A 19,260-nucleotide genomic window follows, 5' to 3' on the forward strand; every position below is an offset into this window, starting at 1 on the left:
CGCGCATGCCGGGCGCGCGCATCGCCGCGCGCTTCGCGGCCGTGAAGGCCGAGGGGCGCGGCGCGCTGGTCACCTACGTCCAGGGCTACGACCCCGATCCGGCGACCTCCATGGCGCTGCTGCGCGGCCTGCCCGGCGCGGGCGCCGACCTGATCGAGCTCGGCGTGCCCTTCTCCGACCCGATGGCGGACGGGCCGAGCGTCCAGCTCGCCGGGCAGCGCGCGCTCAGGGCCGGCGGCACGCTGGCCGGCGTGCTCGCCATGGCGCGCGACTTCCGGCGCGAGGACGCGGACACGCCGATCATCCTGATGGGCTACTACAACCCCATCCTCGCCTACGGCGCCGAGCGCTTCTGCACCGACGCGGCGGAATCCGGCGTGGACGGGCTGATCGTGGTGGACCTGCCGCCCGAGGAGGCGGACGAGCTGGAGGGCCCGGCCAGCGGCGCCGGCCTGTCGCTGATCCGCCTCGTGGCGCCGACCACGGACGACGAGCGGCTGCCGCGCGTGCTCGCCGGCACCTCGGGCTTCGTCTACTACGTCGCCATCGCCGGCATCACCGGCACGCGCTCCGCCTCGCGCGAGGCGCTGGAGGGCGAGATCCCGCGCGTCCGCCGCCACACCGACCTGCCGATCGCGATCGGCTTCGGCGTGCGCACGCCGAAGCCGAGCGCGATCGGCTTCGGCGTGCGCACGCCGAAGCCGAGCGCGATCGGCTTCGGCGTGCGCCCGCCGCAGCAGGCGGCCGAGGCGGCGCGCATCGCCGACGGCGCGGTGGTGGGCTCGGCGCTGATCGACACGCTGGCCGCCAGCCTCGACGCGGAGGGCCGGGCGAAGCCCGACACGGTGCGCCGCGTGCTGGACCAGGTGCGCGCGCTGGCCGAGGCGGTGCGCGACCGGTGACGGCACGGCCCAGCCCACGCGGGCCCGGGGCCGGGGCGCGGGCCCGTCGGGACCGCGGCCCGCTGCCGGTCCCTGCATTCGGGGCGGCTTCACGCCTCCGGGCTCGTCCGCCCTCCGGCGATCCGCTCTAGCCCGGCATGCGCTTCGGCCAGCTCCCCTACGACGCCGCGCACCTGCTCGGCGGGCTGGTCCTGCTGCTTTCCTTCGTGCTGCTCTACCAGCGCCGCCTCGGCGCGGTGATCCGGGTGTTCGCGGCGCAGGGCGCGGTGCTGGCCGCGGCCGCGGCGTGGCAGGGCTGGGTGCAGGGCGAGGCCGGGCTCTACGTCACGGCGCTGATCGCGCTGCTGGCCAAGGCGGTGCTGATCCCGCTGGCGCTGGACCGGCTGGTGCGCGAGCTGCAGCTGCACCGCACCGTGGAGACGGCGATGGGCGTCGGCCCCTCCATGGCGGCCGGCGTCGGGCTGGTCGGGCTCGCGCTGCTGGTGGTGCTGCCGATCCGGCTCGGCCTGCCGCCCGGCGCGTCCGGGGGCCTGCGCGCGGCCGATGCCATCGCCGCCAGCGCGCACGGCGCGCTGACGCGTGAGAGCCTGGCCATCGCGCTCTCGGTCGTGCTGCTCGGGATGCTGATGATGATCACCCGGCGCAACGCGCTGACGCAGGTGGTCGGGCTGATGAGCCTGGAGAACGGGCTGGTGCTGGCGGCGATCGGCGTCGCCGGCATGCCGCTGGTGCTGGAGCTGTCCACCGCCGCGCTGGTGCTGATGGCCTTCGCGGTGGCCGGCATCTTCGTGTTCCGCATCCGCGAGCGCTTCGACAGCGTGGACCTCCTGCACCTCGACAGCGCCGTGCCCGAGAGCGACCTGCCGATGCTCGTCACCGCCGCCGATCCGGCGGGCGGGGCCGCGGGCGCCCCCGCCGATATCCCCACTGGCATCCCCACTGGCATCCCCAAGGGCGGCGCGGCGGGTGCGCCGGGGGAGGCGCGGTGAGCCCGCTCGTCCTGCCGGTCGCCCTTCCCTGGGTGGGGGCGGCGCTGCTCGCCCTGCTGCCGCGGCTGCGGCACGCGGCGGCGGTGAACTGCGCCGTCTCCGCCGCCACGCTGCTGCTGGCGCTTTGGGCGGCGGCCTCGCCCTATGCCGCGGACGGGGTGCTGCACACGGATGCGCTGAACCTGCCGCTGCTGCTGGTCGCGGCGGTGGTCGGCGCCTCCACCTCGGTCTACTCGGCCGCCTACGTCGCGACGCTCGGCTACGACGCGGCGCGGGTGCGCGTCTACCACGCCGCCTTCCAGGGCTTCATGGGCGCCGTGATGCTGGCGCTGCTGGCCGACAACCTCGGCGTGACGTGGGTGGCGATCGAGGCGGCGACGCTGGCCTCGGTGATGATCGTGGCGCTGCCGCGCACGGCGGGGGCGATCGCGGCGGCGTGGAAGCTGTTCATCCTGTGCGGCGTCGGCATCGGCCTCGCCCTGTTCGGCACGGTGGTGCTGTACCTCGCCGGCCAGCCCTTCACCGGCGGCGGCATGAAGGGGCTGAGCTGGGCGGCGCTGCGCGCCGCGGCGCCGCTCGCCGATCCGGGCGTGCTGAACCTCGCCTTCGTGTTCCTGCTGGTCGGCTACGGCACCAAGGCCGGCCTCGTGCCGCTGCATTCCTGGCTGCCGGACGCGGAGTCCGAGGGCCCGACGCCGATCACCGCCGTGCTGTCCGGCCTGCTGCTGAACGCGGCGCTGCACGCGGTGCTGCGCGCCAAGGCGGTGGTGGGGGCCAATCCCGGCGCCATCCCGCCGGGCACGCTGCTGCTGGCGCTCGGCCTCGCCTCGGTGCTGCTGGCGGCGCTCTCGCTCTCGCGCCGGCGGGATGCGCGGCGCTTCTTCGCCTGGTCGAGCATCGAGCACATGGGCCTCGCCGCCTTCGCCTTCGGGCTGGGCGGGGCGGCGAGCCTCGCCGGCCTCGTCCACATGGCCGGGCACTCGCTGCTCAAGAGCGCGGTGTTCTTCGGCGTCGGCCGGGCGGCGCAGCGCAAGGGCTCGCAGCGCATCGACGCGATCGGCGGCCTCGTGGTGAACCACCCGGCGCTGGGCTGGGCGCTGGCCGCCGCCATCGCCGGCCTGGCCGGCCTGCCGCCCTTCGCCCTGTTCGCCAGCGAGTTCGCGCTGCTCACCGACGCCGCCGCGCGCGCGCCGCTGGCGGTGGCGGTGCTGGCGCTCGGCCTGGTGGTGGCCTTCGCGGCGCTGGTCGGCATCCTGCAGTCCCTCTGCCTCGGAACCCCGACGCCGGAGCCGGCCGCCCCCACGGCGAACCGGGCCGCGGGCGGGCCGCGCACCGACTGGGCCACGGTCGGTCCGATGCTGCTGCACCTGCTGCTGGCGCTCGGCCTGGGGGTGGCGCTGCCGGAGGCGGCGGGGGCCGTGCTGCGCGCCGGGGCGGCGCTGGCGGGATGAGCGGGCCGGAAGGCGATGCGGTGGCGCCGCCGGACGGGCCACCGGACGCGATGCCGGCGAAACCCGCCGCGCCGCCGGCGGGCGGCGCCGCGCCCGCTGCCGCCGGCCCGGCCATGGCGCCTCTCCCCGAGGGACCGGATGCCGTTCCGGCACCGGCCTCCGCCGCGCGCGGCGGAGGCCCGGACGGCGCGGCGGCGGCGCCCGTGCCGCCGCCCGCCGGCCCGGCGGCCGCCGCCGACGAGGGTCCGGCCGCCATGCCGGCCGGGCCGGTTCCCGATGCGGCCGCCCCGGGCAGCCCCGATGCCGCCGCGCCCGAAGCCTTCGTGATCGCCCCGTTCGCGCCGGTCGGCCCCGACAGCCCCGCGGCCGCGCTGATCCGCACCGGCCGGCCGCAGGGCGCCCGTCCCTTCGAGCGCTACCTGCTCACCCCCGGGCTCTGGCTCGCCCTGCGCGAGGCGCTGGCGGCCGATCCGGCCACGGTCCTGCTCGGGTTGTGGGGCGAGCCGGGCATGGTCCACGCCGCCTTCCTCGACGAATCCGCCGGCCTGCCGCTGCTCGCCAGCCTGCCGGCGCCGCAGGGGCACTACCCGGCGCTCTCTCCCGTGCGCCCCGGCGCCGCGCTGATGGAACGTGCCACGCGCGACCTGTGGCGCCTCGATGCCGAGGGGGCCGATCCGCGCCCCTGGCTCGACCACGGCCGCTGGCCGGTGACCGGGCCGCTCGCCGAGCGCCCCGTCCGCCACGACGACCCGCCGCCGCAGCCGGAATTCATCCCCGTCGCGGGCGAGGGCATCCACCAGATCCCGGTCGGCCCGGTGCATGCCGGGGTGATCGAGCCCGGGCATTTCCGCTTCCATGTCCGCGGCGAGGCGATCCTGAAGCTGGAGGCGCGGCTCGGCTACACGCACAAGGGCACGCTCTCGCTGCTGCGCGGCCGCTCGCCGCGCGCCGCCGCGAAATTCGCCTCGCGCATCTCGGGCGACAGCGCGGTGGCGCATTCCTGGGCCTTCGCCGCCGCCGCCGAGGCCGCCGCCGGCATCCCGCCGCCGCCTCGGGCGCTGGCGCTGCGCGCCCTGCTGGCCGAGCTGGAGCGCATCGCCAACCACCTGAACGACTGGGGCTTCATCTGCAACGACGCCGCCTTCGCCCTGCCGCATGCGAGTTGCGGCGCATTGCGCGAGGGCGTGCTGCGCGCCTGCCACGCCGCCTTCGGCCACCGGCTGCTGATGGACGTGGTGGTGCCGGGCGGCGTCGCGCGCGACCTGGCGCCGGAGGGGGCGGCCGCGCTGGAGGCGACGCTGTCGGTGGTCGCGGCGGCGGTGCCGGACCTGCTTCGGCTCTACGACAACACGGCTTCGTTGCAGGACCGGACGGTGGGGACCGGCGCGGTCGCCCCGGCGCTGGCGGCGGCCTACGGGGCCGGCGGCCATGTCGGCCGCGCCAGCGGGCGGCGGGCGGATGCGCGGCTCTGGCCGGGCTACGCGCCCTACGGCGCGCTGGGCGTGGCGGTGCCGGTGCTGACGGCCGGCGACGTGGATGCGCGGGTGCGGATCCGGGTCGCCGAGCTGCGCGAGAGCCTGCGACTCGCGGACACGCTGCTCGCGGCGCTGCCGCCCGGCCCGGTCCAGGTGCCGCTGCCCGCCGGCGCGGGCGAGGGCGTCGGGCTGGTGGAGGGCTTCCGGGGCGAGGTGCTGCACTGGCTGCGCCTGGACCGGGAGGGGCTGATCGAGGCCGCCTTCGTGCGCGATCCGTCCTGGATGCAGTGGCCGCTGCTGGAGCTGGCCGTGCTGCGCGACATCGTCGCGGACTTCCCGCTGTGCAACAAGAGCTTCAACTGCTCCTACAGCGGGGTGGACCTCTGACCGCCGGCCGCCGGCACCACCGGGTCGGGCATCCCACACCCGGCCCGAAACGACGTGTCACGGGCGGGTTACGGTTGACAGGCCGCCCGCCTCCGTTGCCCTTGCCGGCATGCCCCGCCTGACCCGCCGGGGCGCCCTGGCCGTGCCCCTGGCGGCGACGGGCGCCCTGCCATTCCTCGCCCCGTTCCTCGCCGGGCCCGCCCACGCGGCGGCGGAAAGCCGCTGGTTCGCCACCAGCGACGGCGCCCGCCTGCACTACCTCGAAGCCGGGCGCCCCGATGGACGCTCAGGCGCCCGCACCCTGGTCTTCGTGCCGGGCTGGAGCATGCCGGCCTGGATCTGGTCGCCGCAGCTCGACGCCTTCGGCGGCCGCTTCCGCGCCGTGGCGCTGGACCCGCGCGGCCAGGGCGAATCCGAGGTCACGCCCGGCGGCTACACCCAGGACCGGCGCGGCGCCGATATCGGCGAGCTGATCGCGCGGCTGGGCGGGGGACCCGTGGTGCTGGTCGGCTGGTCGCTCGGGGTGCTGGATTCGCTGGCCTACCTGCACGACTACGGCGATTCCCGCATCGCCGGTCTGGTGCTGGTCGATAATTCCATCGGCGAGGACCCGCCGCCGACCCCGCCGCGCGGCGGCGCGGCCGGGCCGCGGCTCTCGCGCGAGGCGCGCATGGCCGGCTTCGTGCGCGGCATGTTCCGCGAGCCGCGCTCCGCCGCCTATCTCGACCGGCTGACCGAGGACGCGCTGCGCCTGCCCGAGCCCGCCAGCCGTGCCCTGCTGCGCTACCCGGTGCCGCGCAGCTACTGGCGGGAGGCCGTGTATTCCACCCGCAAGCCGGTGCTCTACGTGGTGCGGCCGCGCTTCGCGGGGCAGGCCGACAACCTCGCCCGCAACCACCCGAACGCCGAGACGGTGATCGTCCCCGATGCCGGCCACGCCATGTTCGTGGACCAGCCCGCCCGCTTCAACGCCATGCTGCTCGACTTCATCCAGCGCCGGGTCTGGCCGTCGTGAACGCGGAGAGCAGGACGTCACCCGCCCCGGCGACGCGGCCGGCGGCGGCGCCGGAACGCTGGGCGAAGCTCGCGCCGCTCTTCCTCGTCTCGATGGCCGCCGTGGGCTACGAGATCGCGCTGGCGCGCTACTTCGCCGTCGCCCAGTGGTCGGAGTACGGCTACTGGGTCATCTCCATCGTCATGGTGGGCTTCGCGCTCTCCGGCGTGGTGCTGGCCCTGGCGCGCGACCGGGCGGCGCGGCACGGGAAGGTGCTGCTCTCCGTGCTGCCGGTGCTGCTGGTGGCGGCGGCGGCGCTGGGCTTCCACTGGACGGTGACGAACCCGTTCAACCCGCTCCAATTGCAGAACCCCGCCACCTGGCAGGGGCAGGTCGGCAACATCGCGCTGTACTATGCCTGCCTGCTGCCGGTGTTCTTCCTGGCCGGCGCCTATATCGGCCTCTCCTTCATCCTCAACGCCGACCGCATCGGCCGCACCTACGGCTTCGACCTGCTGGGCGCGGGCTGCGGCGCCATGCTGGCGCTCGGGCTGATGCTGGTGCTGCATCCCTTCCAGCTCGTGCCCGCCCTGCTGGTGCCGCTCGCGGCGGCCGCCTTCTTCGCACCCTGGCGGCGCGGCGCGATGGTCGCGGCGGCGCTGCTGGCGCTGCTCGGCGGCGAGGCGCTGCTGCGCCTCGGGCCGCAGCCCGACTTCAACGACTTCAAGGCGATCTACGCGCCGCTGCACGTGCCGGACGCGCAGGTGGTGGCCGAACGCCGCACGCCGCGCGGCCACTACCTGCTGCTCGACGACTTCATGGAGCGGGTGGACACCGACATCTCCAACAATGCGGGTCTGCTCGGCCTGCCCGGCCCGCCCACCAGCTTCGGCCTCTACCGCGACGGCAACCGCATCGCCGCCCTGCCGCGCCCCGAGGGCGCCGAGACCGGCTACGCGCCTTCCGCGCTCGACGCCCTGCCCTACCTGCTGCGCCCCGAGGCGCGGGTGCTGCTGGCCGGCGCCTCGGGCGGCTTCCGCGCGCGCGGCGCGCTGACGCTGGGGGCCGCCGACGTGACGGTGCTGGAGCCGGAGCCGGTGCTGCGCGGCGCGCTGACCGAGGGCTTCGGCCCCTCCCCCGCCCTGCCGCCCGATCCGCGCCTGACGATCTCCGGCGAGAGCCCGCTCGCCGTCGCGCGCCGGGCCGCCCGGAGCGGGCGGCGCTTCGACGTGATCGACCTCTCGGCCGACTTCCTCGACGCCGCCGAGGCGAATGCCAGCGCGCTTTCCGCCGAGGCGATCGCCGCCTACTGGAACGCGCTGGCACCGGACGGCGTGCTCTCGCTGCCCGTCTCGATCCGCGACTTCCCGGTCTACGCGCTGCGCCTCCTCGCCACGGTGCGCGCCGGGCTGCTCGCCGTCGGCGTCGCCGACCCCGCCGCGCAGGTGGCGGTGTACCGCTCGGCCTGGAGCGTGCGCGTGCTGGTCTCGCGCAGCGGCTGGGACGCGGCGCGGCTGGAGGCGCTGCGCCGCTTCGCCGACGAACGCTCCTTCGACATCGTCTACCACCCCGGCTTCGACGCCGACGCCGCGCGCGACCACCTCTACAACGACCTGCCCGCCGTCTCCTTCGAGAGCGGCCAGGTGACCTCGGAAGGCCCCGCCGACGCCATCGCCGACGAGGCGGTGGCCGTGCTGCAGGCCCGCGACACGCCTTCCGCCGAGGCGTTCAACCTGCGCCCCGTCACGCTGGACCGCCCCGCCTTCTACGCCGTGCTGCGGCTCGACCAACTCGGCACGCTGCTGAAGCGGCTGGAGATCCTGCCGCAGCAGGAGATCGGCGCGCTGGTCAACCTCGCCGTGCTGGCGCAGGCGCTGGTGATCGCGCTGCTGGTGCTGCTGGTGCCGCTGCTGGGGCGCGTGAAGGCACCGCGCGCGGTGATGGCGCGGGCGATCGTCTACTTCCCCTGCCTCGGCCTCGGCTTCCTGTTCCTGGAGATCGTGCTGATCGAGCGCGCCTCCTTCTGGCTGAACGACCGCACCAGCGGCTTCGCCCTGGTGCTGACCGGCATGCTGGTCTTCTCCGGCCTCGGCTCCATGCTGGCGGGGCGCTTCGGCGCCGATCCGCGGCGCGGCATGTACCTCGCGACCGGGGTGGTGCTGGCCTGGGGCGCCGCCCTGCTGCTGGGGCTGGAGCCGCTGATCCTCGGCACGCTGGACCTGCCCTGGGCGGCGCGCGCGGCGCTGGTGCTGCTGCTGGTGGCGCCCGGCTCGGTGGCGCTCGGCCTGCCCTTCCCGCTCGGCCTCGCCCGCGCCGGCGGCATGGGCGGGCTGCTGCCCTGGGCCTGGGCGCTGAACGGCGCCTTCTCGGTGGTCTCGACGCCGCTCGCCAACCTGCTGGCGCGGGAGGCCGGGTTCGACGTCATCATCCTGACAGGAATCCTGCTCTACGCCCTCGCCGCAGCCACCTTCCCCATTGCCAGGAACACCGCCCTTGCCGCAAACGCCGAACGGCGCCCCGTCACGCCGTAGCCTCGTCACCGGCGCCGCCGCGCTGGCCCTGACGCAAGCCGCCCTCCCCCGCCCCGCCCGGGCGGCGGACCGCCCCTGGACCCGCGAGGCCTACGAGGAGGCGATGCGCCGCTCGGGCCGCAACGTCTCCCTCACCGACGCGCAATTCGACGCCATCCAGGCGCGCAAGCCGGCGGCGCTGGCGCGGATCGAGAGCTACCTCAAGGAGCGCCTCGGCTCGGCCGATCCGCGCGTGATGGAGGCGTTCCGCCAGGTCCCGCGCGAGTACTACCACTACGTCTACGCGGGCGGCATCGCGACGCCGGGCGACGCCTACGAGAGCAACCCGAAGCCCTGGGCGATCGGCTACGGCTCGGCCCTCTCGGACTATCTCGGCCAGGCCTACATGACGCAGCTCTGCCGCCCGGGTCCGAACGACGTGACGCTGGAGATCGGCACCGGCAGCGGCTTCCAGAGCTCGCTGCTCTCGCGGATCGTGCGCCGCTCCTACTCGATCGAGGTGATCGAGCCGCTGGGCCGCGGCGTGGGCAGGATCTTCGCGCCCCTCGGCTACGACAACGTCGAGACCCGCGTCGGCGACGGCTATTTCGGCTGGCCCGAGGTGCAGGGCGGCTTCGACATCATCATCGTCACCTGCGCCGCGCAGTACGCGCCGCCCGACCTGTTCCGGCAGATGAAGCCGGGCGGGCGGATGATCATCCCCATCGGCCAGCCCTTCAAGCGCGGCCAGGTGCTCTACGTCTACACCAAGGACGCCGAGGGCAAGGTGCACTCCCGCCGCGACGTGGGGGTGTTCTTCATCCCGATGACCGGCGCGATGATGTCGCGCCCCGCCCCGCGCGACAACCCGGCCAACGGCGCGACGCCGGAGCCCCGACCGGCCCGGCCCGCGCCGGCGGCCGCCACGGAGGCGCCGTCCGCGCCGCAGGAGTGACGGGAGCGCCGCGATGCCCCGGCAGGGAAGGCGCCGCCTTCCCTGCGGTCGCCCCCGTTGGGGCGGAAGCTCCCCGGCCCCCGATGCGACCCCCTGCCCGGCCGTGCCGCGCCCGCCCTCGTCCAGGCTGACGAACAAGGCGGGCGGGGCGCGGCCGCCGGATTCAGGCCGTGCCTGCCGGCTCCATCATGGCCAGCTCGTTGAGGAAGGTCTCGCCCCAGCGTTCCGGGCTGGTCGCGGCGATGGCCGCCCAGCCGGCCTTCCAGCGCTCGCGTCTCTCCTCCAGCGGCATGGAGACGGCGCGCTGCATCGCCTCGGACGTCTCCGTGGCGTCGTAGGGGTTGACCAGCAGCGCGGAGTCGAGCTGCGCCGCCGCGCCGGCGAAGCGCGAGAGCACCAGGACACCCGGATCGACGGGGTCCTGCGCCGCGATGTATTCCTTGGCGACGAGGTTCATGCCGTCGCGCAGCGGCGTCACCACGCCCACCCGCGCGAGGCGCATGTAGCCCGCCACCGTGTCGCGGTTCACCGTGCGGGCGACGAGACGAAGCGGCGTCCAGTCCGGCTCGCCGAGGCCGCTGTTCAGCGCGCCGGCCGCCTCGTGCAGCTCGCGCCGCAGCCGGCGGTAGGCGGCGACGTCCTCGCGCGAGGGTGCGGCGATCTGGAGCAGGGTCACGCCGCCGCGCTCCGGCAGGCGGGCGACCAGCCGGCGGTAGGCCTCCAGGCGCTCCGGCAGCCCCTTGGTCGGGTCCATGCGGTCGACGCCGATCAGCAGCGACTGGCCACCGAGCGAACGGGCCAGCCGGCGTACCGGCTCGGTGCGCGACTGGGCCTCGGCCGTGGCGGCGAACTCGGCCGCGTCGATCTCGGCCGGGAAGACGCCGAGACGGACGCGGCGGTCCTCCACCAGCAGGTGCTGCTCGTCGTGGCGCGTGGCGCCGGCGAACTGCGTGGCGGCCTCGGCGAAGTGGTCGCGGTCGGCGATGGTCTGGAAGCCGAGCAGGTCGGAACCCAGCACGTCGCGCACGAGGTGGCGCATGCCCGGCGCGGCCATGGCGCTGTCGGCATCCGGGAAGGGGACATGCAGGAAGAAGCCGGTGGGGTTGCCGACGCCGCGCTTCCGCAGGGCCGCCGGCAGCGAGAGCAGGTGGTAGTCGTGCACCCAGATCCGGTCGTCGTCGCGCAGCAGCGGCGCCAGCACCTTGCCGAAACGCTCGTTGACCTCGCGGTAGGTGTCGAGGTCGGCGCGCCGGAAGGCCATCAGGTGCGGCATGGCGTGCAGCATCGGCCACAGCACGCCGTTGGCGTAGCCGGCGTAGTAGCCGCGGTGCTCGGCCTCGGTCAGGTCCACGGTGGCGTAGCCGATGGAGCCGCGCTGCGCGAGGGTGGGCTCGTCGATCTGGCCGGGGGCGCGGCTGTCGGTGACGGCGCCGCTCCAGCCGAACCAGAGGCCGCCGCGGCGCTCCATCAGCCCGAGCAGGGCCACGGCGAGCCCGCCAGCCTGTCCGGCATTGCCGGAGGGCACGGGCACGCGGTTCGACACGACGACGATGCGACTCATGCTCCCTCCACCGGCATGGCCGGGAGCGGAACCGGCCGACCGGCCCGGGTCCCGTCTCCGCCATTGCCGGCCGTCACGACCAGGCCATGGCCGCCGGCATGCGGCCTGCCGATGCCTTCACGCACGAGACCCCGACCAGTTGCAAGTCGATGCACCTTTTCCATGAAGCTGGCCGACACCTCCGCCTTTCCCGGCAGCATGACAGGCTGCCGTCGCCTTTGCACCTCGGCTCCGTAGCATCCGGAAACATTCTGCACGCTTCACGGCAGCGTGCCCAGCCCCGCGCCGGGGCGCCGGAATCACCCTCGCGGCACCGCTACCGCCGGCCGGAACGGCGGCGTCAGGGGCGGATCAGCGTGCCCCAGCCCGTGTCGGTGAAGAGTTCGAGCAGCGTGGCGTGCGGCACGCGGCCATCGAGGATCACCGCGCCGGCGACGCCGTTCTCCACCGCGTGGATGCAGGTCTCGACCTTCGGGATCATGCCGCCCGAGATCATGCCGGAGGCGATGCCGGCCCGCGCCTCGGCCGCGGTCATTTCCTGGATGAGCCGTCCCTCGGCGTCCAGCACGCCGGCGACGTCGGTGAGCATCAGCAGCCGGGTCGCGGCGAGCGCCGCGGCCACGGCGCCGGCCACGGTGTCGGCGTTGATGTTGTAGGTCTGCCCGTCGGCGCCGACGCCGACCGGCGCCACCACGGGCACGATCTGGGCGCCGATCAGCAGGCGCAGCACGTGCGGGTCGATCTTCTCCGGCTCGCCGACGAAGCCGAGGTCGAGCTCGCGCTCCTCGCCGGTCTCCTTGTCGCGCACGCGGCGGGTCACCTTGCGGGCCCGGATCAGCTTGCCGTCCTTGCCGGAGACGCCGACCGCGGTCGCGCCGGCACGGGTGATGATCTCGGCCACCTGCTTGTTGACGCTGCCGGCCAGGACCATCTCCACCACGTCCATCATGGTGGAATCCGTCACGCGCAGGCCCTGCACGAAGGTGCTCTGCACGTTGAGCCGCTTGAGCATGGCGTTGATCTGCGGCCCGCCGCCATGCACCACCACCGGGCTGATGCCGACCTGCTCCAGCAGCGCGATGTCGCGGCCGAAGGACAGGGCGGTCTCCTCCTCGCCCATCGCGTGCCCGCCGTACTTCACCACGATGACGGCGTCGTCGTAGCGCTTGAGGAAGGGCAGCGCCTCGACCAGCGCGTGGGTGGAGTCGTGCGCGGCATCGGGCGTGGTCGGCGGCGTACGGGTCATGGGCGGGCGGCCTCGGGCTGGAACGGAACTTGGGCTGGCCCCGCGCGGCGGCCCGCGGGAAGGGCCGTGGCGTCGGCCGCAGGCGGCATCAAGCCGGGATCGGCGCCGCACGTCCAGAGGCGCGGGCGCCTGCCGGGCCGGCGCTGCGTGCCATCGCCGCCGCGCGAGGCCAACTCACAAGCCATGGATCAGCCCCTCCCTGGCCGGGCCGCTGCCATGCGCCGGGCACGCCACGCCGCGCCGTGCATCCCCCGCGCGCCGTTAATCGGCGCTTCGCACACGCGTCGGCATCCTGGGCGCGGCGCCGTGCCGGGCACGGCCCCGTGGAGATCATCGATGCGACGTCGCCGCCTCGCCATCCTGGCCACCGCCATGCTGCTCTCCCCGCTCGCCGCGGGCGGGGCGCAGGCCCAGAGCCGCCTGGACTTCTCGCTGGCCAACAGCACCGGCTACGAGATCAACGAGGTCTATGTGAGCCCCACCAGCGCCGATGCCTGGGGGAGCGACGTGCTGGGCCAGGACACCCTGCCCGCCGGCCGGGCCACCGGCATCCGGTTCAATCCCGCCGCCTCGACCTGCCGGTGGGACATGAAGGTCGTCTACGCGGACGGCGACACGAGCGAGTGGCGCAACCTGGACCTGTGCCGGATCTCGCGCATCACGCTGTTCTGGAACCGGCAGGCCGGCACCACCCGCGCCGTCACCGAGTAGCGGCCGTGGCGCGGCGCTCCGCCCGCCGGCGGCGTCGCGCCGCCGCCGGCCGGGAACGCGCCGGGCGACACCCGGCGCGGTCTGCGCGCCGGGCGCCACCTCGCGGCCTCGCGGAAGCCCGCGTCACGCGGCCCTGCGGCGGCGCTCAGCTCAGCGTCGCACCCTGGCCGCGCCAGAACGCCTCGGCGGCGGGGTGCCAGGGCACGCCGGCCGCCGCGGTCTTCTGCGTCTCCAGCCGGAAGCCCTTGCCCTCGGCATGCACGCGCGCCAGCTCCTCCCGCCCTTCCCAGGCGACCTGCAGGATCCGCGTCACCTGCTCGGCCGGCATGTCGTCGCGCGCGGCCAGGATGTTGGCCACCGACATCTGGTGGTTGTCCGTGCGCTGGCCGGGATAGGTGCCGGCGGGGATCACCTCGGGAAAGTAGACCGGCCCGTACTTCTCGACGATCTTCGGGATGTACTGGGCGTGGTCGATCAGCACCAGTTCCACGCCCGGGCTCGCGCCGAGATCGGTGATGGCGCTGGTCGGGATGCCCGAGACGAACATGTAGGCGTCGAGCTTGCCGTCCTTGATCGCGTTGGTGCTCTCGGCCGGCGAGAGGCGTTCGCGCGCGCGGAAATCCTTGTCCTTGTCGAGCCCGACCGCCTCGATCAGCCGCAGCGCCATCAGCTCGGTGGCCGAGCCCGGCGCGCCGGTCGAGATCCGCCTGCCCCTGAGGTCGGTCATGGAGCGGATGCCGGCGGCCGCCGTGGTCACCACCTGCATGCGGTTGGTGTAGAGCACCGCGAGCGCCCGCACCGCCACGGGGCGGCCGCGGAACCGGTCGCGCCCGGCCACCGCGTCCACGCTCGCATCCACCTGGCTGAAGATCAGCCCGACGCGCCCGGCGCCGAGAAGCTGGTTGTTCGCCACCGAGCCGCCGGTCACCTCGACGGTCGCGCTCATGCCCGGGATGTGGCGGCTGAGCAGGTTGGCGAGGCCGCCGCCGAGCGGGTAGTACACGCCGCCCGTCGTGCCGGTCGCGATCGCGAGCTGCGTCGCCTGCGCGCGCGCGACGCCCGGCAGCGACGCGGCGGCGATCAGGGCCGGCGCGCCGGCCAGGATGCGCCGGCGGGTGGTTGCGGTCATGGTGGTCCTCCCCGTTGCTGGCGGGGAGATATAGCCCATTCCCGGGAACCGGCGCAGCGGCCATGGCCGCGCCGGGGCGTGCGGGCACGGCGCGCGCGGCGGGGCACGGCGGCCGCCTCCGCCCCGCGCCCCGCCCGCCGGCAGGCGGATGCCGGGGGGAACGCGGCCCGGCCCGGATGCGGTCAGCGCCCCTTGAAGTCGGGCCGGCGCTTCTCGAACCAGGCGTCGAGCGCCTCGCGATGGTCCTCGGTGCTGTGCGCCAGCGCCTGGAAGGAGGCGGAAAGCTCCAGCAGCGAGGAAAGGCGCATGTGCTCGCCCTCGCGCAGCAGCCGCTTGGTCAGGCGCAGCACGCCGGGCGGGTTGCGCGCCACGCGCCTCGCCAGCGCCTTCGCCGCGCCGAGCAGCTCCGCATCCGGCACCACCTGCGAGACGAGGCCGCATTCCAGCGCCGCGCGCGCGTCCAGCCGGTCGCCGGTGAAGGCCATCTCGGCCGCCTTGGCGCGCCCGACCACGCGCGGCAGCAGCCAGGCGCCGCCGTCGCCCGGCACGATGCCGACCGAGACGAAGCTCTCGGCGAACAGCGCGCTCTCGGCGCCGATACGCATGTCGCACATGCAGGCGAGGTCGAGCCCGGCGCCGATCGCCGGCCCGTTCACCGCGGCGATGGTCGGCACCTCCAGCTCGTAGAGGGCGAGCGGAATCTTCTGGATGCCGCGCCTGTAGCCCTCGCGGATCTCCAGCGGCGGCATGCCGTAGCGGTCGCGCATGGACTTGAGGTCGCCGCCCGCCGAGAAGGCCGAGCCCGCGCCCGTCAGGATCACGCAGCGCACGTCCGGCTCGGCGGCGATGCGCGCGCAGGCGTCGAGGAAGGCCTCGGTGGAGCCGCCCTCGATCGACAGGGCGTTGCGCTTCTCGGGCGCGTTCATCGTCAGCGTGACCACCGGGCCGTCGCGCTCGAACAGCAGGAAGTCGCTCATCCTCGTTTCCTCTCCCTTCCGGAAAATGCTTCCGACCGCGCCCGACCCGCCGCGGCCGGCGGCGCGCTCCCGGCGCCGGGCCGGACCGGCCCGCGTGAACGCGGATCCGCATGCCGCCCCCCGGGCGCGCGGCCGCCCACGCGGCCCGCCCCGGGCATCCCCGCGCGCTGCCGCCCGGGCCGGGCGGCGTCAGTGGCTCAGCAGCAGCGGCACCGTGGCATGCGTCAGCAGGCCGCGCGTGGCGCCGCCGAACACCCATTCGCTGAGCCGCGACCGGCCATAGGCGCCGGCGACGATCAGGTCGGCGCCACGGCGCGCCGCGGCCAGCATCACCTCGTCGGCGATGCTGTCGGCCTGCCGCGTCACCGCCTCGGCCTCGGCGCGCACCCCGTGGCCGCCGAGCCAGGCGACGATGTCGGCCAGCCGTTCGCGCACCGACTCCAGCTCCTCCGCCTCGCAGACCTCCGTCACCAGCACGCCCTCGGCCTCGACCAGGAAGGGCAGCGCGTCGGCGGCGGCGCGCTGCGCCTCCCGCGAATCGCGCCAGCCCACCACCACCTGCCGGGCCGAGAGCGACGAGACGCCGGGCGGCACCAGCAGCAGCGGCCGGCCGGCACGCATCAGCACGTCGGCGGGATCGGCGAAGGCGGTGCTGGCCGCCGGCGCGTCCTCGGGGCGGCGGGCCAGGATCAGCAGGTCGGCGGCGGCGGCCTCGCGGCCCAGCGCCTCGGCGGGGTAGTCGATGAAGGCGCGCCATTCGATCGCATGGCCGGTGTCCCCGGCGGCGGCGCGGAAGCGGCGCTCCGCCTCGGCCAGCTCGCCGCGGATCTGCTCCTCCTCGACGTCGAGCAGGCCGGCCACGGCGATGGCGCCCGCGGTCGGATCGGTGACGGGCGGGATCAGCGCGCCGGCGCCGAGCCCGATCAGGCGCGCGCCGAAGCGCCCGGCCAGCGAGGCGGCGAGCCGCAGCACCGGCGAATCCGCCTCGGCGGCGTCGACCTGCACCATCAGGGTCTTGAAGCTCATGCGGGCCATTCCCTTGCCACCGTCGCGGCACCGGGAATGTCCCGGCCCGGGGCGTCGGCTTCCGTTCCGCGCGACCTGCCGCGTCCTGCCATCCACCTCGGGCCATCCACCTCGGGGCGGAACACCCGCGGCGGGGACGGAGGCAGACCGTCGGGGTCGCAGGTTGCGGCGGCGGCGGCGCCACGGCAAGGCTGCCCGCTGCCCTCCCGATGCGCCCGCGGGCGGGCGGCCGGCGGCGCCCCCGTCAGCGCGGCGCCAGTCGATCCGGCCAGGCCGCGTCGCGGTCCAGGCGCAGCCAGGCGGTGCCGGCGGCGCCGGGGCGGACCGAAGCGGGAAGCTGGCGCAGCCGGTCCGCCGGCACGCGCAGCGTCACCGGAACGGTGCCGGCACCGGCGCCGGCGGGCGGGCCTGTGGACGCGGTCGCCGGCAGCACCAGGTCGGGCAGGCCGTCGAGCAGCACGCGCGCCTCGGCGCCGCCGGCGAGGCGGGCCGCCGCCTCGGCCGGCACCTGGGCCACGAGGCGCAGCGTGGCGGGGTCCATCAGCGTCGCCACCCGGCCGCCCGGCGCGACGGTGCCGCCGGTGGTCGCGGCACGCTCGATCACGCGGCCGGCGCGCGGCGCCGGGATGGCGGCGCCGGCCGAGGCGGCGCGCAACTCCGCGACGGCCGCCTCGGCCTGGCTCACCGCCTCGGCCGCGCGCCGCTGCGCGGCGGTGGCGCGCGCGAGATTGCCCTCGGCCGTGTCCAGCGTGGCGCGCCGGGCCTCCACCGGCGCCGGCGCCGGGTTGCGCCGGCGCTGCAGGTCGAGGGCACGGTTCAGCGCATCGAGCGCCGCGTCGCGCTCGGCGCGGCGGCGCGCCGTCTCGGCCTCGGCGGCGGTGCGGGCGGCGATGGCGTCGCGCACGGCCTGCTCGGCCGGGCCGAGCAGCGTGCCGATCTGGGTCGGCGCGAAGCGGGCGACGGTGGCACCCTGCGCCAGGGCGGCGCCCTCGGCCGCGATGTCGGTCAGCCGCCCGCCGGCGCGCGTCGTGACCTCGATGAGGTCCGCCTCCAGCCGGCCGGGCACCCGCAGGAAGCCGGCCGGCACCTCGGGCGCGGCGAACCAGGACCAGCCGGCGTAGCCGAGCGCTGCCACGAGCGCCACCGCGAGCGTCACCCCGATCGCCTTCGGCAGCCTGCGACGGTTCCGCACTGAGCATCCTCGAACGATATGGGCGGCGGCGCCGGGGGCGCGCCGGAAGCGCGCTTTTGCCAGCGGAGCCGCCGGATTGTCACGGGGTGGAAACGCGACCGCGCCCCGATGGGCTCCCCGCCGGCTCTCCGCCCTCCGGCGGCGGCGCCCGGACAACGCTCCGGCAACGGCGCCGCGGCGGGAGGTACCCGACGGGGCGCGGGCCCGGCGCGCGGCGTCAGCCGGGCGTGTCCGCCTTCAGCACCTCGCCCGCGAGGTAGAGGCTGCCGCAGACCAGCACCCGCGCCGGCGGGCCGCCCGCCGCCGCCAGCGCGGCCAGCGCCGCCGCCACGGTCGGCCCGGGCCGGGCCACCCCGCCGCTCGCCTCGATCACCGATTCGACCGGCATGGCGAGGTGCTGGCCCGGCTCGGCCACCGCCAGGATGCTCGCCGCATGCGGCAGCAGCGGCCGGAGGAACTCCCCCGTCTGCTTGCCCGTCTTCATCCCGACCACGAGGTGCAGCGGCCGATCGGCCCAGTCCGCGAACTGCGCGGCCAGCGCCAGGCCCGCGCCCGCGTTGTGGCCGCCATCCAGCCAGAGCTCCCAACTCGCCGGCAGCCCCGCCGCCAGCCTGCCGCGCAGCCGTTGCAGCCGCGCCGGCCATTCCGCCTGGGCGAGTCCGTGCGCGATCGCCTCGTCGGTCAGCCAGGCCGGCCCCCAGGCGCGCAGCGCGGCGATGGCGATGCCGGCGTTGTCGGCCTGGTGCGGGCCGGGCAGCGCCGGCGGCGGCAGGTCGAGCGTGCCGCCCGCATCCGCGTAGCGGAGGCCGTCGGGCGCGGCGGCCACCCGCCAGTCGCGGCCACGCACGAGCAGCGGGGCCCCGACCGCGCGCGCGGTGGTCTCCAGCACGGCGAGCGCGGCCGGATCCTGCGCGCCGGTGGCGCAGGGCACGCCGGGCTTGAGGATTCCCGCCTTCTCGGCGGCGATCGTGCCGAGGTCGTCGCCCAGGAAGTCCATGTGGTCCATGGAGATGCTGGTGATGGCGCAGGCGGCGGGGCGGTCCACCACGTTGGTGGCGTCCAGCCGGCCGCCGAGCCCGACCTCCAGCACCAGCAGGTCGGCCGGGACGCGGCTGAACAGCAGCAGGGCGGCGGCGGTGGTCACCTCGAAGACGGTGATCGGCGCGCCGGCGTTCACCCGCTCCACCTCCTCCAACGCGGCCAGCAGCGCCGTCTCGGAGACGAGCGTGCCGGCGAGGCGGATGCGCTCGTGGAAGCGCACGAGGTGGGGCGAGGTGTAGACATGCACGCGCTGCCCCGCCGCCTCGGCGATGGCGCGGGCGAAGGCGCAGGTCGAGCCCTTGCCGTTGGTGCCGGCGACGTGCAGCACGGGCGGCAGGCGGCGCTCCGGGTGGCCCAGCGCGGCGAGCAGCCGGTGCAGCCGGCCGAGGCTGAGGTCGATCAGCTTCGGGTGCAGGGCGTGCAGCCGGTCGATGACGGCCTCGGCGCGGCTCACGGGGCGGTGCTCCCGGGGGTGGGGAGGCCAGCGGCGGGGCGCTGCCCCGAACCCCGCCAGGGGCTCCGCCCCTGCACCCCGCCAAAGGGCGAAGCCCCTTTGGAAACCCCTTCCGGGAAATGGATCACGACGGCTGAACCTGCGAGGTCGGAAACGTCTGCGGAGGTCCAGGAACCTGAGGTTCCTGGCGGGTGGGTTCCAGGGAGGGCGGAGCCCTCTCCGATGACAAGACGGGGTTCGGGGAGGGCGGAGCCCTCTCC

At 75.6% G+C, this 19,260-nt stretch carries 15 protein-coding genes; 8 read left to right on the top strand and 7 right to left on the bottom strand.

Translation table 11 applies throughout. The features are described 5' to 3' along the window. The first annotated feature begins 5 nt into the window (after nucleotides 1-5). The 7 genes from trpA (at nucleotide 6) to M0638_RS21520 (ending at nucleotide 9,663) form a co-directional block, all read left to right on the top strand. The gene (gene trpA, locus M0638_RS21490; protein ID WP_248669042.1) at nucleotides 6-902 is read left to right on the top strand and encodes a tryptophan synthase subunit alpha; all 897 of its coding nucleotides are present in this window, start codon (nucleotides 6-8) and stop codon (nucleotides 900-902) included. A gap of 137 nt (nucleotides 903-1,039) precedes the next feature. Next, nucleotides 1,040-1,891, top strand: coding sequence for a hydrogenase-4 component E (locus tag M0638_RS21495; RefSeq protein ID WP_345893059.1), 852 nt, complete (start codon nucleotides 1,040-1,042; stop codon nucleotides 1,889-1,891). Next, on the top strand, nucleotides 1,888-3,342 hold the full coding sequence (locus M0638_RS21500; protein ID WP_248669005.1) for a proton-conducting transporter transmembrane domain-containing protein: 1,455 nt from the start codon (nucleotides 1,888-1,890) through the stop codon (nucleotides 3,340-3,342). Before M0638_RS21495 ends, M0638_RS21500 begins: the two co-directional genes overlap by 4 nt. A gap of 203 nt (nucleotides 3,343-3,545) precedes the next feature. Next, on the top strand, nucleotides 3,546-5,204 hold the full coding sequence (locus tag M0638_RS21505; protein WP_248669006.1) for a hydrogenase large subunit: 1,659 nt from the start codon (nucleotides 3,546-3,548) through the stop codon (nucleotides 5,202-5,204). A 109-nt stretch (nucleotides 5,205-5,313) separates the two neighbouring features. Then, nucleotides 5,314-6,219 carry an alpha/beta fold hydrolase gene (locus M0638_RS21510; protein ID WP_248669007.1) on the top strand — a complete coding sequence of 302 codons (906 nt, stop codon included), beginning with the start codon at nucleotides 5,314-5,316 and terminating at the stop codon, nucleotides 6,217-6,219. Continuing rightward, nucleotides 6,216-8,729, top strand: a complete 2,514-nt coding sequence (locus M0638_RS21515) for a hypothetical protein (protein WP_248669008.1) — start codon at nucleotides 6,216-6,218, stop codon at nucleotides 8,727-8,729. Before M0638_RS21510 ends, M0638_RS21515 begins: the two co-directional genes overlap by 4 nt. Further along, complete coding sequence (locus M0638_RS21520; protein ID WP_248669009.1) at nucleotides 8,692-9,663, top strand: protein-L-isoaspartate O-methyltransferase family protein; 972 nt, start codon at nucleotides 8,692-8,694, stop codon at nucleotides 9,661-9,663. Before M0638_RS21515 ends, M0638_RS21520 begins: the two co-directional genes overlap by 38 nt. Nucleotides 9,664-9,826: 163 nt before the next feature. Here the strand turns inward: M0638_RS21520 and M0638_RS21525 are convergent, their stop codons facing one another. Continuing rightward, nucleotides 9,827-11,224, bottom strand: coding sequence for an alpha,alpha-trehalose-phosphate synthase (UDP-forming) (locus M0638_RS21525; protein ID WP_248669010.1), 1,398 nt, complete (start codon nucleotides 11,222-11,224; stop codon nucleotides 9,827-9,829). Between the two features lie 340 nt (nucleotides 11,225-11,564). Continuing rightward, the gene (gene argB, locus M0638_RS21530) at nucleotides 11,565-12,470 is read right to left on the bottom strand and encodes an acetylglutamate kinase (protein ID WP_248669011.1); all 906 of its coding nucleotides are present in this window, start codon (nucleotides 12,468-12,470) and stop codon (nucleotides 11,565-11,567) included. A gap of 336 nt (nucleotides 12,471-12,806) precedes the next feature. Between argB and M0638_RS21535 the strand changes: the two genes are divergently transcribed. Beyond that, on the top strand, nucleotides 12,807-13,181 hold the full coding sequence (locus M0638_RS21535) for a hypothetical protein (RefSeq protein WP_248669012.1): 375 nt from the start codon (nucleotides 12,807-12,809) through the stop codon (nucleotides 13,179-13,181). Between the two features lie 145 nt (nucleotides 13,182-13,326). Here the strand turns inward: M0638_RS21535 and M0638_RS21540 are convergent, their stop codons facing one another. From M0638_RS21540 to M0638_RS21560, 5 genes are all read right to left on the bottom strand, one after another. After that, nucleotides 13,327-14,310, bottom strand: a complete 984-nt coding sequence (locus M0638_RS21540; protein ID WP_248669013.1) for a TAXI family TRAP transporter solute-binding subunit — start codon at nucleotides 14,308-14,310, stop codon at nucleotides 13,327-13,329. A gap of 182 nt (nucleotides 14,311-14,492) precedes the next feature. Beyond that, on the bottom strand, nucleotides 14,493-15,287 hold the full coding sequence (locus tag M0638_RS21545; protein ID WP_248669014.1) for a crotonase/enoyl-CoA hydratase family protein: 795 nt from the start codon (nucleotides 15,285-15,287) through the stop codon (nucleotides 14,493-14,495). 189 nt (nucleotides 15,288-15,476) lie between these two features. Further along, a complete protein-coding gene (locus M0638_RS21550) occupies nucleotides 15,477-16,313 on the bottom strand; it encodes a universal stress protein (protein ID WP_248669015.1) in 837 nt (278 codons plus the stop codon). A 244-nt stretch (nucleotides 16,314-16,557) separates the two neighbouring features. Beyond that, the gene (locus M0638_RS21555) at nucleotides 16,558-17,505 is read right to left on the bottom strand and encodes an HlyD family efflux transporter periplasmic adaptor subunit (protein WP_248669016.1); all 948 of its coding nucleotides are present in this window, start codon (nucleotides 17,503-17,505) and stop codon (nucleotides 16,558-16,560) included. Nucleotides 17,506-17,722: 217 nt separating this feature from the next. After that, on the bottom strand, nucleotides 17,723-19,000 hold the full coding sequence (locus tag M0638_RS21560; RefSeq protein WP_248669017.1) for a bifunctional folylpolyglutamate synthase/dihydrofolate synthase: 1,278 nt from the start codon (nucleotides 18,998-19,000) through the stop codon (nucleotides 17,723-17,725). Nucleotides 19,001-19,260: the final 260 nt, after the last annotated feature.

The sequence above is a fragment of the Roseomonas acroporae genome, assembly GCF_023223525.1.
Taxonomy (GTDB): Bacteria; Pseudomonadota; Alphaproteobacteria; order Acetobacterales; family Acetobacteraceae; genus Roseomonas_E; species Roseomonas_E acroporae.